Source organism: Pseudomonas sp. SJZ131, assembly GCF_007828705.1.
GTDB classification, from domain to species: Bacteria; Pseudomonadota; Gammaproteobacteria; order Pseudomonadales; family Pseudomonadaceae; genus Aquipseudomonas; species Aquipseudomonas prosekii.
The window spans coordinates 247,657-261,086 of sequence record NZ_VIVC01000006.1; the positions used below are offsets into that span (position 1 = coordinate 247,657).

Genomic DNA, 13,430 nt, shown 5'->3' on the forward strand with positions numbered 1-13,430 from the left:
TCACCTGTTTTGTTTTTTTAAGTGTGAGTGCGTGTATCTGGTTTGGAGCAGAGCTAATAAACAATGGAGCCGACTATAAACCCGACCGCCAAATAATCTCAATATATAATTTTACATCCCATATTTTGGGATTTAACCGGCAAACCTCGTACAGACTTTTCCCGCAACATCGACGCGCAGCGCTAACAGCGCGCCATCCAGCGGATGATCGAGCGGGCTAGCGGCGCTGGTGATGTACAGGGTTTGCAGGTCTTCGCCGCCGAACACGCAACTGGTCGGACGGCTGACCGGCAGTTCGATCACCCGGTCGACCTGCCCTTGCGGACTGATCCTCAGCAGGCAACTGCCGTCCCATCGCGCATTCCACAGGTAGCCTTGTGCGTCCATCGCCGAACCGTCCGGGCCGCCGCGCTCATGCGGGCCGAACCAGTGCTGGCCGGGTTCGAGGCTGCCGTCGCTGCGAATGAAATGCTGATACAGCGTGGCGTCGAGGCTGTCGGCGAAGTGCAGCCGGGTTTCGTCATCGCTCCACAACAAGGTGTTGGGAATGCCCAAGCCGCGCAGCAACGGCGTGACCCGCGCATCGCGGTCGATGCGGAACAGGCCGCCGGAGCGGCGTTCGATCGGCAAGTCTTCACCGTTCTCGCCGATGTTGTTTTGCATGGTCCCGAGCCAGAGCCGGCCTTGTGCGTCGCAACGGGCTTCGTTGGGGCGATTGCCCGGTTGCGGGTCGGCGACGCAGAGCAAGGTCAGGCGCGGTTCGAGGCCGGGCGAATCAAGGTCGAGGCGATAGACGCCGCTGCTCAGGGTCACCAGCGCATCGCCGCTTTCGCACGGGATGAACGCGGACACGTGCTCGGGCATTTGCCAGATCTGCACGTTGGCGCCGATCAGGCGCAAGGCTTGCTTGCCGGCGATGTCGACCCAGTACAGCGCCTGCGTCGGCACATCCCAGAACGGGCCTTCGCCAAGCTGGGCGCGGTGTTCGGTAACGGCAGTCCAACTCATGGAAATTCCTTTGCTGTGCATGTGGGAGCGAGCTTGCTCGCGATGGCGGTTTAGCAGGCAATTTTGATATTGAATGTTACGGCCCAATCGCGAGCAAGTTGGCTCCCACAAGGTTCTTTGGTGTCAGCTGGCCTTTTTGTCGGCCATGACTTTCGGGTAGAAACGTTTGATCGCCAAATCTGCGTTGTCGATCAGGGTCATGCAGGCCCACACACCCCGCGCGGCATCCCGGGCGGCAATGGCGTCGGCCATGTCTTTATGGATAGGTAATGTGCGACGCAGTTCATCCGGATCGGCGGCGGAAACTTCAAACGACACCGCCAGCAGCGCGCCGAGAGCCGGGACCATTTGCTCGATGAATTGGTTGTGGCTGCCGGCGAGGATGCACTCGTGGAAGAGCTGGTCGGCGCGGTTGTAATCGGCGTCGCTGTCGACCGCGCGCTCGAGCGCGTTGTAGGCCTGAAGGATGGCTTGGACTTGTTCGACCGTGGCACGCTCGCAGGCCCAGCGCACTGCCATTGGCTCGATGGTGCGGCGCAGGTCGAGCAAGTCGTCGACGAAGTTTTCCGGCAGCCCGCTGCGCGACAGCCAGCCAACCACTTGCGGATCAAACAGATTCCAACGCTTGACCGGCAGCACCCGCGTGCCGACCTTCGGCCCGACTTCGAGCAGGCCTTTGGCGACCAGGGTTTTTATAGCTTCACGAATGACCGTGCGGCTGACCCCGAGCTGCTCGCCGAGGTCGGCCTCAACCTTGATGGTTTCGCCGGGCTTCACCTGGCCGGCAGCAATCCAGCAACCCAGCCAATCGACTGTCGACGCGTGAAAGCTGCTGGACATGGACACCTCAAAGCCTATCGCTGTGGTGGCCCACGCTAATCATCATACGATTGGGTGTCAATTTGATTTTTCAGCCCGACGCAAAAACAGTGTGGGAGCTCGCTCCCACATTTTTTCGATTCGCTCAGGGTTCGAGACCGATGGTGAAGAACTCGCCGCCGCTCCACACGCCTAACCAGCGCTGGCCGTCGATTTCGCGGCTGACCGCCAATTCGACCAGTTGGTAAAACACGTTGCGATGGATCAGCGCTTCGAGGTTGCTGCGCACGTGCACATAAGGCGCGGGCTCCTGGGTCAGCGGATCAGTCACCACGCGGATCGGGTGTTCAACCCCCGCCTCGGTGGTTTCATCGACGTTGGTGGTGAAGCGCAACACCTGCGCTTCGCCCTCGCCTTCGACCTCGACGGCAATCGCCACAAACGGCGCGTCGTCGACTTTGATCCCGACTTTCTCGACCGGGGTGATCAGGAAATAATCATCGCCGTCGCGGCGAATGATGGTGGAGAACAGTTTGACCATCGGCTTGCGCCCGATCGGCGTGCCCAGGTAATACCAGGTGCCGTCGCGGGCGATGCGCATGTCGATGTCGCCGCAGAAGTCGGGGTTCCACAAGTGCACCGGCGGCAGGCCTTTGGTCTTGGGGATTTGCCCCAGCAGGTCGTTGGCTTTTTGCGGTTCACTCATGGCGTACTCCTTTTAGTGATCGCTGAGCCCCAACAGGCTGCGAGCGTATTGCTCCAGCGGCGGGCCCAGCAGGTCTTCTGGCTTGGTGTCGTGGAACGTCAGTAAACCGCCACGACTTTTGATCCGTGCAGTATCAATCAAATACTGGGTGCTGGTCTCGATCAACATGATCTGAATGATCCCGCTGTCGATGCCGAGGCGATCCACGGCTTCCTGGTCGAGCCATTCGTCCGAGTTGCCGATGCGGTCGTCAGCCTTGGCGAAGCGCGTGTACAGCAGGTAATGCGCGCCGACTGCGCGAGCTTCGCCCATCGCGGCGTCGAGGCCTTCGGGGGCGCGGGCGCGGCGGACCATCGGGAAATATTCGATAAAACCGTTGAAGGCTTCTTCGGCGACGACGTTAGGTCGCGGGTAGGCGCTGCCCGGCGGCGCGAAAGCACCTTGGGCGATGTAGATGAACGAGTCCGGCTGAATGCGGAAGTTGTTCGCGCGCTGGCTGTTGCTGTGGTCCAGCAGCCCCGCGTCGCTCATGTGATAGCGAACACCTTCGCCCATGTCGCTGACATTCATGCAGCCACCAAGCGCCAAAACGGCCAGCAGCAAAACCAGGCTACGCATCCTATCCTCCAGAAGCCGGTGACGGAAAACCGGCGAATGGCGGTTGAATGCAGCTTCCGCGCCAGCTCGGGAAAGTCGTCGTTTGTGGAACGCATTCGCGGGCAAGCCTCGCTCCTACAGGGTGTGCGTTCAACCTGTAGGAGCGAGGCTTGCCCGCGAGTGGACCTGTCAGCCGCCGATGATTTTCATGATGGTTGCGCCGCCGGAGAACGCCACTTCCTGCTTGTCGCCCAAGGCTTTCACCAGCAAGCGCTGCAATGCTGGCAACGCTTGATGACGCGGCTTGTCCAGCAGATCGCCGACGTAGTGGCGATTGCTCGACGACAGGCAACCATGCAACCAACCGGTGGACGACAAGCGCAACCGCGAACAGGTGCGGCAGAACGGCACGCTTTCGTTGGCAATCACCCCGAAAAAACCATGCCCCGGAATCTCGTAGCGCACCGCTGTGGCATCGACCGGCGCATTGGCTTGCAGGTATTCATGCCGCTCGCCGATCAGGCTGAGCAATTGTTGAAGGCTGACGAACTGTTGCAGGAAAGCATTGTTGTCGGTGGCCAAGTGGCCCATGCGCATCAGCTCGATAAAACGCAGCTCGTAGCCACGTTCCAGGCAGTAATCGAGCAACGGCATCACCTGATCGAGGTTCTGCCCGCGCAACGGCACCATGTTGACCTTGATCTTCATCCCGGCGGCCGCAGCTTGCGACATGCCATCGAGCACCGTCGCCAGATCGCCACCGCGCGCAATGCTGCGAAACGCGTTGGCGTCCAGGGTATCGAGGGAAACGTTGATGCGGCGGATCCCGGCATCGACCAGCAGCGGCAGTTTCTTCGCCAACAACTGACCATTGGTGGTCAGGCTGATGTCCTCGAGGCCCATTTTGCCGACGGCAGTCATGAACGCTTCGAGTTTGGGACTGACCAGCGGCTCGCCGCCAGTGATGCGCAAGCGCTCGATGCCGGCGGCTTCGATCAGATACGCGACGCCGCGCGCCATGGCCTCGGCCGACAACTCATCCTGCGCAGCCACCAACCGCTTGCCGTTGGGCACGCAGTAGGTACAGGCGTAATTGCAGGCTGAGGTCAGGCTGATGCGCAAATTGCGAAAACGCCTGCCTTGACGGTCAACGATCATGAGCACTCCGGCGATAGAAGATTCGGGACCGCTAAAACTTGACTCACAAATCAAGATTTAGCAATCCCCAAGCCTGAGTATATTCCTGCGGTACGGCGCCTTGTAACGAAATATTGGCGCAATCAGCCGGCTGAATGGCTCAGCTGCTTGGCGTGTCGGTGTCACGCTTGCGCTTGTTGCCCATGCGCACGCCGATGTCCATCAGGAACTGGAAGAAGCCTTCCTGATCTTCCAGCACATTGCTCCAGAACGGCGAGTGATACAGCGCAACAGCGCCGTGCACCAGCGCCCAAGATGCGCAGTAATGGAAATACGGCGGCACATCTTCAAGCTTGCCTTCGCTGATCCGCCCCTTGATCAGCAGGGTCAGGCGTTCGAAGTTCGAGGCACGGATCTTGTGCAGCTCCTCGACCATCTCCGGCACCTGATTGCCCTTGACCACTTTTTCTTCAAGGCGATCGAACAGGCGATAACGTTGCGGATCGCGCATGCGGAATTCGAAGTAGGCCCGCGACAGCGCTTCCTTGTCCTTGTCGACATCGGCCGAATGCAGCAGCTCATTCAAATCGCGCTCGTAATCGAGCATCAGGCGCAGATAGATTTCGGCCTTGGATTTGAAGTGCTTGTAGATCGTGCCTTTGCCGATACCGACGGCATCAGCAATCATCTCGACGGTGACGCTGTCTTCACCCTGGTCGAGGAACAGCTTGAGCGCGGTATCGAGAATTTCTTGCTCGCGGCGACGAAACTCACGGACCTTACGAGGTTCTTTATGCATAAGAAAAAGGTCTGTAGGGGTCAAAATTCGAAGCCGCGTATTATGCCTAACTTGCGCCAAAATGCACGGATCATCCGACCATATCTGCGTTTCTTGATGATTTCGCGCAGGCCCGGCCGTTGATGAGAACGCTTCCGAAGCGCGCGTATTCCAAATTTGTTTAAAAACCACGGCGGCTAAACTGGCGCCAGCGCAATACTGATCAATACTTGAACTGTCGGCGAGGCATCTCCCCCAAGTGCAGCGCCGATATTGGTACCAACGGACCGCGTACCTTTGTTTTACTCCTAATGGTCTTAACCCGGATTCACCCCCCAGAACCCGGGTTTTTTTTGCCTGCGATTCAGCTTTTCACATGCGCCAACGGAAACAGCCGCTTGAAGTTTTCAGTGGTCTGTTCGGCAAATCGCTCGTAAGTCTCACCGCGCAGCATTGCGAGAAACTCTGCCACTTCCCGCACATATTGCGGCAGGTTCGGTTTACCCCGATGCGGGATCGGCGCCAGGTACGGCGAGTCGGTTTCCACCAGCAAACGGTCGGCCGGCACTTTGCTGGCGACGTCGCGCAAAGCATCAGCATTGCGGAAGGTGACAATCCCGGACAGGGAAATGTAGTAACCCATGTCCAGCGCAGCCTTGGCCATGTCCCAGTCTTCGGTGAAGCAATGCAACACGCCGGCCTGCGGCAAAGCCGCTTCGCGCAGCAGGCTCAAGGTATCGGCGCGGGCGCCACGGGTGTGGATGATCACCGGTTTGCCGGTCTGCTGCGCGGCTTGCAGGTGCAGACGAAAGGATTGCTGCTGCAACTCCGCCGCTTCCGGCTCGTAGTGATAATCGAGACCGGTTTCGCCAATAGCTACCACGCGCGGGTGGTTGAGTTCCTGCAGCAGCCAGTCGAGCGCAGGCGCGGCGCCGGGCTGCACGTCCAGCGGATGCACGCCGACCGAGCAATCAACGTCGTCATAACGTTCGGCCAGGGCTTTGACGTCGGCGGCGTTGTCGACGCTGACGCCGATGCACAAAAAGTGCCCTACCCCGCGCTCACGGGCCGCATCCAGCGCGGCATCAAGGGAACCGTCGTGGGCGGCGAGGTCGAGGCGATCAAGGTGACAATGGGAATCTACGAGCATAAAGGGCAGCAACTTACATCGTATGAGTGGGACGGTCGGATTTGAGGGCTCCGGCCAGATGAGTTTCGATTCGACTGCGAGCGGTGTTGTCACCGTCGTTGAACTGCACGCCAACCCCGGCAGCGCGGTTGCCCTGGGCACCTTTGGGGGTGATCCAGGCGACTTTACCGGCGACCGGAATCTTTTCCGCTTCGTCCATCAGGTTCAGCAACATGAACACCTCGTCGCCCAACTTGTAGCTTTTGTTGGTCGGGATGAACAGGCCGCCGTTCTTGATAAATGGCATGTAGGCGGCGTACAGCACCGATTTGTCCTTGATGGTCAGGGACAGGATGCCGTTGCGCGGTCCGGTATTGAGCGGTTCATTCATGCTGACCTCCACTGCTGATTCTCAGAGTCTAGTCACTTGCAATCACTTCTGACCGGGCAAAGACACCCATTGCACCAACAGCGCCTCCAGCAGCAACGCCGGGTTGAGGTTGGCTTTGCTCATGACTTTCTGCCGCTGGGCCAGAATCCAGTCCTGAATCGCCAGCACTTTGCTTTGTCCGGACTTCTGCGCCAGGTATTGAATGACCTTGCGCATATCGGTCAGCCCGAGGCCCTGCTCATCCTGAGTCAATTGATAACGCAGAATCAGGCTCGACCAATCGCAGAACCAGTCGAACAACAGCAATTGCGGAATGCTTTTCCATTCCTCGGCCAATTGGCTCGGCGATTTCTGCTGCTTGAGCAACTGCTTCACGCCTTCGACCACCAGCCCGCGCTGTTCGCGCACGCCTTGTTTTTGCAGCTTCAGCGCGGCCAGCGGCGAACCGGCGGCCAAGGTCAGCAGCTCGACGCGTTCTTCCGGCGAGCAGTCCGGCAGCGCGGTGGCCAGCCATGCCAGGCTCATCGCCTCGCTCGGCAGCGGACAGGCTTGCTGCTGACAGCGACTCTTGATCGTCGGCAGCAGACGGCTGGTCTGGTGACTCACCAGCAGCAACACGGTATCGCCGGACGGCTCTTCGAGACTTTTCAGCAAGGCGTTGGCGGCGTTGACGTTCATCGACTCGACCGGCTCGATCAACACCACTTTGCGCCCGCCCATCTGCGCGGTCTGCACTACAAAACCAACCAGATCACGGACCTGGTCGACTTTGATCGCCTTGTCCGCCTCTTCCGGTTCGAGGATGTAATTGTCCGGGTGACTGCCGGCTTTGAGCAGCAGGCAAGATTTGCACTCGCCGCAGGCATTCGCGGCGCTCGGACGCTGACACAGCAAATGCGCCATCAGCCGCTCAGCCAAGGCGCGTTTGCCGATCCCGGCCGGGCCGTGCAGCAAATAAGCGTGCGCGTGTTGCTTGCGTCCGGCCATTTGCTGCCAGAGCTCGTCCTGCCACGGATAGGCCTCAGCCACGGGTCAGCTCCAGCAAACGTGGGAGCAGCGCATCCAGCGACTGCTGGACTTGCGGCAACGCTTGCGCGGCATCGACCAGTACATAACGTGCCGGATCGGCTTCAGCGCGCTTGAGAAAGGCACTGCGCACTGCATCGAAAAACGCTCGACCTTCGAGTTCGAAGCGATCCAGCCGACCGCGTGCGCTGGCACGGGCGAGGCCGACTTCTACCGGCAAATCGAAAATCAGTGTCAGGTCCGGGCGCAAGTCGCCCTGGACGAAGGTTTCGAGGGTGGCGATGCGCTCCAGGGACAATCCGCGACCGCCGCCCTGATAGGCGTAAGTCGAGTCGGTGAAACGATCGCACAACACCACCGCGCCGCGTGCCAGCGCCGGGCGAATCACCTCGGCCAGATGCTGGGCGCGGGCGGCAAAAACCAGCAACAGTTCGGTGTCGGCGTTCATCACTTCGTCGACCGGCGCCAGCAGCACTTCACGAATGCGCTCGGCCAGCGGCGTGCCGCCCGGCTCGCGGGTCAGCAACACTTCGATACCTGCGGCGCGCAGGCGCTCGGCGAGGTATTCGCGGTTGGTGCTTTTGCCCCCGCCAAATATATCTCGCGACACCAATGTAAACCCAAAATAAACTTGAATTTGCACCAGCATAAATCTTAAAAAACCTAATAAGTTCAAGGCTAAAACCTTATGCCACGCTTCTAAAATCGTTTAATTATTTAAATGCAGGTCAACCCCACCAAAAAATGGGCTTGATCAAGGTGAAAATGTAAACCTGGTTTCTCAGTGCTGCCCAAAAAAGTGAATTTCGATGGCTCCTCAATGAGTCAAAATGTAAACCCGAGGAGCAGGCGCTTGATTCTATATCTTTGAGCTCTGCCTGTCTGGCTCGATGCAAACCACTATTTAAGCTAGCACCTAGAGCGACAGAGGCATCAAAGCCCAGGACTGAAGCCTGCGCTGGGCTATGCAGGTCACAGCTGCCATAGCAGATACCACGTTTGAACGCACCAGAGGGCGCTACGCGACTTAGTCGATTAACCGCCCCAACATCACTAGCAGAAGCTTCGTGTGAAACCACCTTTGCCCTGTCAATTAGCCTAAGCCGACCACATCTATGAGGCAGCTGACACGTCTATCGACGAAGCGATACAGAAGCGCCCCCCTCAAATACACCGCCCAGTCTTTTCGAAGCTAAATCACCCCAGGATAATATGTATACCCTTCATAAGCAGTCATACCCCCAGACATCCTAATTAGCTATTTCCAACCGACACCTGCAATCCTCCGTTTAAACGAAAGGCTCCCCAAAACAAAAAAACACCCATATATCACAAGCCACTAATTACCAATGAACTGACATTTAAATCTGACGAAAAGCACTACTATAAAACACTCATCACAGGATACTTTAAGAATACCGTTAACAAACTTAACGCAGCCGGAACAAGACAAAAAAACTTTACTAAACACCCCATCTGTACTTCAGTAATAGAACGAGACAGCGCCACATACAACGAGCATGCACCAGCCCGCTAAGCAAGCTGGCGATTTCATTTTCAATGATTTGGAATACCTATGATTTACTCGCGCTTCTTGCATATGGAGTTCCAAGGCTCAATTACCTCCGCTCAAGATGAAACACAATACTTGATATTTTCGACTTCGCAGTCACACACCCCGTCGCTCGGCTTTCGCAAATCGATCGGACTACAAACGATTTGCAGTTCTCTGGAATGGCGAATTCGACTCAAAAGTAATTACCATTATCGAGGAAGCGCTGATTGCCAAGATGCTTTCCCCAATTAAAGTTTTACAAATTGACAAAACTGGACGTACCACTGGCACCAGTTCAAAAAATACGTCCGCACGGCGGATATCAAGGATTTTACTTCGGCTCTTCGGGATATCGATAACAATGGGGTTTGGAAATACCAGAATATCCAGGAACACGAGGTAATTATTGCCATGCTTGCCACTAGGAACTTCAAGCCCACGAAGAATAGTGATGGCAAAGTTCTCAGATCACGCTGGGTGCGTTTTTGGTTCCGAAGTCATGTGACATCTCTTCAGCAGCTTTGGAACATAGGGGCGGGTCAGAAAGATCTTATTCGTGCGGAATACGATCTCTCGGAAAGGGCCACTAAGATTAAGGAGGATAAGTTTCTGGATTTCAAGGTGGTGGCAGTAGACAGTACCTTTCTCTCGAATCAGGATTTTTCTGAGGCACCGCGCTTTGTACACGTTGTGATGTCTGAGCGCTTCCCTAATATGGTTGCCCCTCCAGAGCCCCTCGAAGAGAAAAAATAAGCGGGTATCCATCTGCACATTCGTCCGCCATTTCGAATGTTACGGACATCCTTGGCTCATCCAATTTCATCTTGATGCTGGTTGGATTAGCCTGGGTCGGGTACGAAACCTGACATTGCTGGCGCCATGCAGGTGGTTATTCTGGGCCTAGGGAGTAGAAAGTGAGCTGTCTCGACTTAGACCGCTCAGTGTGGCCGCCGGCCGAATCCGCCTTCACCACGGAGCTGCTCTTCGACGAACTCGATCGACGAATCCAGCTCGTACTGTATCTCTTCGAAGACTGAGTCGAGTCCAGGATGACTGCCTGATGCTCGTAGCTCAGCCACCAACCGAGAAAGCTCTCGCCCCGTGGCCATAGGCATCTGGACATTACAGTAGACGGTGTCCTTGGTGTCTCGAGTCATAGAGCCTCCTGTTTGCTCCCGATGATAGCTCACCGTAATGGGAAGTCGTATTCGTGGGGACTGGGGCGCCCAAGGTACGGCTGTCATGCACCACGCCGCCTGACTGCGTCTCGGCCCTGCGGGTTTCCATCCTCGCCTTTACGGCTATGCCTGCGCGCTACTCTTGCCGATTGGATCAGATACCACACCACCGTCGCTGATGAGCTTGTAACACTGGACTTAGAGACCCTTAACGATGGAAGATGGCCTTACGCCACAGGGATCGCAAGAGGCATTCCTTGGTAAATCCAACTGTTTACGCAAGGTCTGCACAGTGATCAGAGCAATGATGTCCCTCGACTTAAAGAATGCCTCGACGGCCCAGAGGAATGACTTCGACGCCAGCCTCAAGGAACAGGGATGGGTCAAACTAGGTGGTGTCGATACTGTGTGGTGTGGCCGATTCAGCCAAATTGCTAACGACGAGGATGGGATCAAAGACGTTCGTAACCGCATTATTCGCGCGGTGAAGAAGGCTGCAGCAGGCGGCAAAATTGAGCAGGTTAAGTATGTCGCACAGATTTCAAACGAAGCCGCAATCGGTCGAATCGTTTGGAAAAAAGGAAGCGAGTACGTACATCGCCATTACGATCCCTACACCGTCGAAGTTGAATAATGGTCGCGTGAACCTATGAACTCACAAGCTAACGCTTCGCGCCCGATTTCCACTCATCGCCGTCAGCATCCTGGCATGAAAGCTTTTGAGAAATACGCTGAGCGTATCAAGCTCGATGATCTCGAGTCCTTGGCGCGCCGGCAGATGTGGCCAGCAATGGTAAAGCGGATCCAGTCAGTGTTCGATGAGATAGAGCACTCACCGCTCGCTGGTCATTTCGGCTCTTTGTATTTGCATCCGGTCGTTCCAGACGCTTACCGGCATTTGCCTGAAGGCCAATATCTTGCCCAATTGCAGTTGACTTGTGGTACCCGGCGGCTAGGTCTCGATACGTTGGAAAAAAGCGAAGACCACCCTCATGGCGTTGCCAAAACTCTCCTCGAAAAAGACGCAGCATTGTGGCTCAACCAATCTCCTTCGGGAGCTGTCACAGTTTTCATGGCGCCATATAGTTCAGCAGTCCTGAAAATGAACGAAGAGAACATCATTCTGGGAATGTACTCGAGCCCTGAGAAGCTGACCGATAAACGGATAAGAGAGCTGTTATCCGCGTTCTTCAGGTATCTCTCCATTACTAGCGCTCACCACCAGCAGAGCGTGATGGACTACGGCTGGCGGCTATGGTTGATTTACAAAGATGCTAGGACGAAAAAACACGAAGGGTTCGTCAAAACGGTAGAGCGGCTACTCATGGCTGCAGGCGCAGCAGCCTGTATTTGGGTGATATTCCCATCCAACGCGACTTCTGTGGCTAATACGAGCACTGCGCAAGCTCAGCACCAATCCATCGAGGTGAGCCCGCAAAATGCTCAAGTATCCACTGAGCCCAAATTCCTCTGTGCGAGCACTTGGCTGGAACTTGCGCAGCCTCGGAAGGAGAGTGCCCCTCCCTGCCCTCCCGTTACACCAACTTGGATTCCCTACCGATGAGTTCATCTGGGGGATTCGAAATCCTCGCGCCTGCAGGCCATAGCCCCTCACTAAGGGATGTAGATTCGTCCAGCCAAGTGATTGATACCAGTAAAGTGGATTGCTGGAGCTAGCGCTACCAATGCATGGAGAGAGTTTGCCCTCTCCGATCAAGCCTGTCGTTAGGCGCGTTTGGGAAAAAATTTTTGCCAGGACGGCAAGATAGGCAGGTCGACGAAAGGCACTTACGTAGCCCTTCTCCTCGAAATCGGGCACCTCTAAAACTATGACGCAGCCCTTTCCTAAACTGAACTCACTCTTTACCTTGGAAATTTCCTGCGCTCAAGCTTCGCTTCGAACTGCTTCAGCTTTTTGGTGATTGGTCTGATTTTGTTGTGTTCTTTCAGAGCGGCAAGCGACTGGTTGATGATATGAGAGGTTTCCACCGACTCTTTGGAAATAACACCAGTAATGTTGCGACGCAGAGTCCACTTCACAGCGAGCCACTCAAAATTCACCCAGAGCCGAGCTTTCTTGATTTGCCGGGCTTTGATCAGACCATAGGTCAGCTCATAGAGGTCGATAAACTGGCTGCCGTAGATGTTGTAAATGAAGTCTTCATCATAGATGCCGTAGCGGATAGCGTTGGCACAGCCTTCCATTGCGTTGAGGATGACCGAAGCTGAGGCCCTCACTGCATCTTCGGAAGTGGCCGGTTTTTTAGCGGCACTGGACGATTTTGGCGTACCTGCTGCAGCAGAGCGGCCCGTGTAAAAGACATGCTCAGCTCGTTTGGTGCCCGCACCGTCTGTGGTCGAACTTGAGTAAAAAAAGAATTGTGTCGCAGAATCGTCCCCGCTTTCGAATGAAGGCTCTGCTTTGGTCGCGCCTGGCGCGGCAGTCGAGGAACTCGCAGGTGCATAAAGCTCGTGCATGTAAGCAACGGCTTTCCGACGATTAAGATTGCCGTCAGGAAGAAGCATACCCTGACGAACCGTATATAGAACCTGGAAGTGCTCTCCAAGTTCTGACATTTCCTTTTCGAATTCCAGGGCGTTTTTTTCACTCGCCGTTTTGCGAGTGAACCCAATAGTGATGCCCACCAGGCCGATACTCAGGTACGCGATGATCGGCATCAGAAAGGACGACGGATTGATCGAAGAGACCGAGCAGCCCTGGCAGGTGACTTGGGCATAAAAAAGATAGCCAAGCGCGGCAACCAAGCATCCTAGGAAAAAAATATAAATCAGAGGCAAAGCGAGCTTGTTGGCGTTTACAAATCTGAAAAGCATTTATCGTCCTTAAAAAAAAAGCGCCACCCATTGGGTTGGCGCTTAGTTGCCGTGTCACGCAAGCGTCAAATCATACCAAGCCTAGATCAATCTCTTTGGCAATCAATTCAAGGTTCAGAGTCATCGTATTTTCCTCACTCAGTGATCAGACAGCTAAGCGTAGCTGGCCTTAATTACAGTTGATTCTTGCACCTGCGCGCACTGGAACGCAACAAAAAAAAGTTGCGACTACTCTCCCATACTCCCGACTGGGGACGTCAAGCGCCAGCGC

General features: G+C 55.8%; 15 protein-coding genes. 3 read left to right on the plus strand and 12 right to left on the minus strand.

Translation table 11 applies throughout. The features are described from left to right. Positions 1-132: 132 nt before the first annotated feature. From FBY12_RS24305 to tmk, 10 genes are all read right to left on the minus strand, one after another. Positions 133-1,008 carry an SMP-30/gluconolactonase/LRE family protein gene (locus tag FBY12_RS24305; protein ID WP_145256596.1) on the minus strand — a complete coding sequence of 292 codons (876 nt, stop codon included), beginning with the start codon at positions 1,006-1,008 and terminating at the stop codon, positions 133-135. Between the two features lie 123 nt (positions 1,009-1,131). Then, positions 1,132-1,848, minus strand: coding sequence for a FadR/GntR family transcriptional regulator (locus FBY12_RS24310; RefSeq protein WP_145256598.1), 717 nt, complete (start codon positions 1,846-1,848; stop codon positions 1,132-1,134). Positions 1,849-1,972: 124 nt separating this feature from the next. Then, positions 1,973-2,533 carry a DUF1285 domain-containing protein gene (locus tag FBY12_RS24315; RefSeq protein ID WP_145256601.1) on the minus strand — a complete coding sequence of 187 codons (561 nt, stop codon included), beginning with the start codon at positions 2,531-2,533 and terminating at the stop codon, positions 1,973-1,975. A 12-nt stretch (positions 2,534-2,545) separates the two neighbouring features. Further along, entirely contained in the window at positions 2,546-3,151 is a 606-nt protein-coding gene (locus FBY12_RS24320) for a DUF4823 domain-containing protein (protein WP_092279286.1), read from the minus strand. Between the two features lie 168 nt (positions 3,152-3,319). Further along, positions 3,320-4,288: a GTP 3',8-cyclase MoaA gene (locus FBY12_RS24325; RefSeq protein WP_121731972.1), complete on the minus strand. Its 969-nt coding sequence runs from the start codon at positions 4,286-4,288 to the stop codon at positions 3,320-3,322. Between the two features lie 139 nt (positions 4,289-4,427). Beyond that, positions 4,428-5,066: a TetR/AcrR family transcriptional regulator gene (locus FBY12_RS24330; protein WP_008152317.1), complete on the minus strand. Its 639-nt coding sequence runs from the start codon at positions 5,064-5,066 to the stop codon at positions 4,428-4,430. A 343-nt stretch (positions 5,067-5,409) separates the two neighbouring features. After that, positions 5,410-6,195, minus strand: coding sequence for a TatD family hydrolase (locus FBY12_RS24335; protein ID WP_145256603.1), 786 nt, complete (start codon positions 6,193-6,195; stop codon positions 5,410-5,412). Positions 6,196-6,208: 13 nt separating this feature from the next. After that, positions 6,209-6,565 carry a PilZ domain-containing protein gene (locus tag FBY12_RS24340; RefSeq protein ID WP_092279280.1) on the minus strand — a complete coding sequence of 119 codons (357 nt, stop codon included), beginning with the start codon at positions 6,563-6,565 and terminating at the stop codon, positions 6,209-6,211. A 42-nt stretch (positions 6,566-6,607) separates the two neighbouring features. Further along, on the minus strand, positions 6,608-7,594 hold the full coding sequence (locus FBY12_RS24345; protein WP_145256605.1) for a DNA polymerase III subunit delta': 987 nt from the start codon (positions 7,592-7,594) through the stop codon (positions 6,608-6,610). After that, complete coding sequence (tmk, locus tag FBY12_RS24350) at positions 7,587-8,201, minus strand: dTMP kinase (protein ID WP_256663352.1); 615 nt, start codon at positions 8,199-8,201, stop codon at positions 7,587-7,589. Before tmk ends, FBY12_RS24345 begins: the two co-directional genes overlap by 8 nt. 1,356 nt (positions 8,202-9,557) lie before the next feature. Between tmk and FBY12_RS24355 the strand changes: the two genes are divergently transcribed. Beyond that, positions 9,558-9,899 carry a hypothetical protein gene (locus FBY12_RS24355; protein ID WP_145256607.1) on the plus strand — a complete coding sequence of 114 codons (342 nt, stop codon included), beginning with the start codon at positions 9,558-9,560 and terminating at the stop codon, positions 9,897-9,899. A 185-nt stretch (positions 9,900-10,084) separates the two neighbouring features. On the opposite strand, the gene FBY12_RS27965 is transcribed toward FBY12_RS24355, so the two are convergent. Next, complete coding sequence (locus tag FBY12_RS27965) at positions 10,085-10,303, minus strand: hypothetical protein (RefSeq protein WP_145256610.1); 219 nt, start codon at positions 10,301-10,303, stop codon at positions 10,085-10,087. 235 nt (positions 10,304-10,538) lie between these two features. Between FBY12_RS27965 and FBY12_RS24365 the strand changes: the two genes are divergently transcribed. Together FBY12_RS24365 and FBY12_RS24370 are read left to right on the plus strand one after the other, a co-directional pair. Then, complete coding sequence (locus FBY12_RS24365) at positions 10,539-10,958, plus strand: hypothetical protein (RefSeq protein WP_145256613.1); 420 nt, start codon at positions 10,539-10,541, stop codon at positions 10,956-10,958. 15 nt (positions 10,959-10,973) lie between these two features. Next, positions 10,974-11,888, plus strand: coding sequence for a hypothetical protein (locus tag FBY12_RS24370; protein ID WP_145256616.1), 915 nt, complete (start codon positions 10,974-10,976; stop codon positions 11,886-11,888). 299 nt (positions 11,889-12,187) lie between these two features. Here the strand turns inward: FBY12_RS24370 and FBY12_RS24375 are convergent, their stop codons facing one another. Next, complete coding sequence (locus tag FBY12_RS24375) at positions 12,188-13,159, minus strand: DUF4760 domain-containing protein (protein ID WP_145256619.1); 972 nt, start codon at positions 13,157-13,159, stop codon at positions 12,188-12,190. Positions 13,160-13,430 lie beyond the last annotated feature (271 nt).

Bases quoted from the DNA above. Each gene is read 5' to 3' on its own strand.
- FBY12_RS24375 (WP_145256619.1), bottom strand. From the start codon at position 13,159: ATGCTTTTCAGATTTGTAAACGCCAACAAGCTCGCTTTGCCTCTGATT.
- FBY12_RS24370 (WP_145256616.1), top strand. From the start codon at position 10,974: ATGAACTCACAAGCTAACGCTTCGCGCCCGATTTCCACTCATCGCCGT.
- FBY12_RS24305 (WP_145256596.1), bottom strand. From the start codon at position 1,008: ATGAGTTGGACTGCCGTTACCGAACACCGCGCCCAGCTTGGCGAAGGC.
- FBY12_RS24320 (WP_092279286.1), bottom strand. From the start codon at position 3,151: ATGCGTAGCCTGGTTTTGCTGCTGGCCGTTTTGGCGCTTGGTGGCTGC.
- FBY12_RS24365 (WP_145256613.1), top strand. From the start codon at position 10,539: ATGGAAGATGGCCTTACGCCACAGGGATCGCAAGAGGCATTCCTTGGT.
- FBY12_RS24325 (WP_121731972.1), bottom strand. From the start codon at position 4,288: ATGATCGTTGACCGTCAAGGCAGGCGTTTTCGCAATTTGCGCATCAGC.
- FBY12_RS27965 (WP_145256610.1), bottom strand. From the start codon at position 10,303: ATGACTCGAGACACCAAGGACACCGTCTACTGTAATGTCCAGATGCCT.
- FBY12_RS24340 (WP_092279280.1), bottom strand. From the start codon at position 6,565: ATGAATGAACCGCTCAATACCGGACCGCGCAACGGCATCCTGTCCCTG.
- FBY12_RS24330 (WP_008152317.1), bottom strand. From the start codon at position 5,066: ATGCATAAAGAACCTCGTAAGGTCCGTGAGTTTCGTCGCCGCGAGCAA.
- FBY12_RS24355 (WP_145256607.1), top strand. From the start codon at position 9,558: ATGCTTGCCACTAGGAACTTCAAGCCCACGAAGAATAGTGATGGCAAA.
- FBY12_RS24335 (WP_145256603.1), bottom strand. From the start codon at position 6,195: ATGCTCGTAGATTCCCATTGTCACCTTGATCGCCTCGACCTCGCCGCC.
- FBY12_RS24310 (WP_145256598.1), bottom strand. From the start codon at position 1,848: ATGTCCAGCAGCTTTCACGCGTCGACAGTCGATTGGCTGGGTTGCTGG.
- FBY12_RS24315 (WP_145256601.1), bottom strand. From the start codon at position 2,533: ATGAGTGAACCGCAAAAAGCCAACGACCTGCTGGGGCAAATCCCCAAG.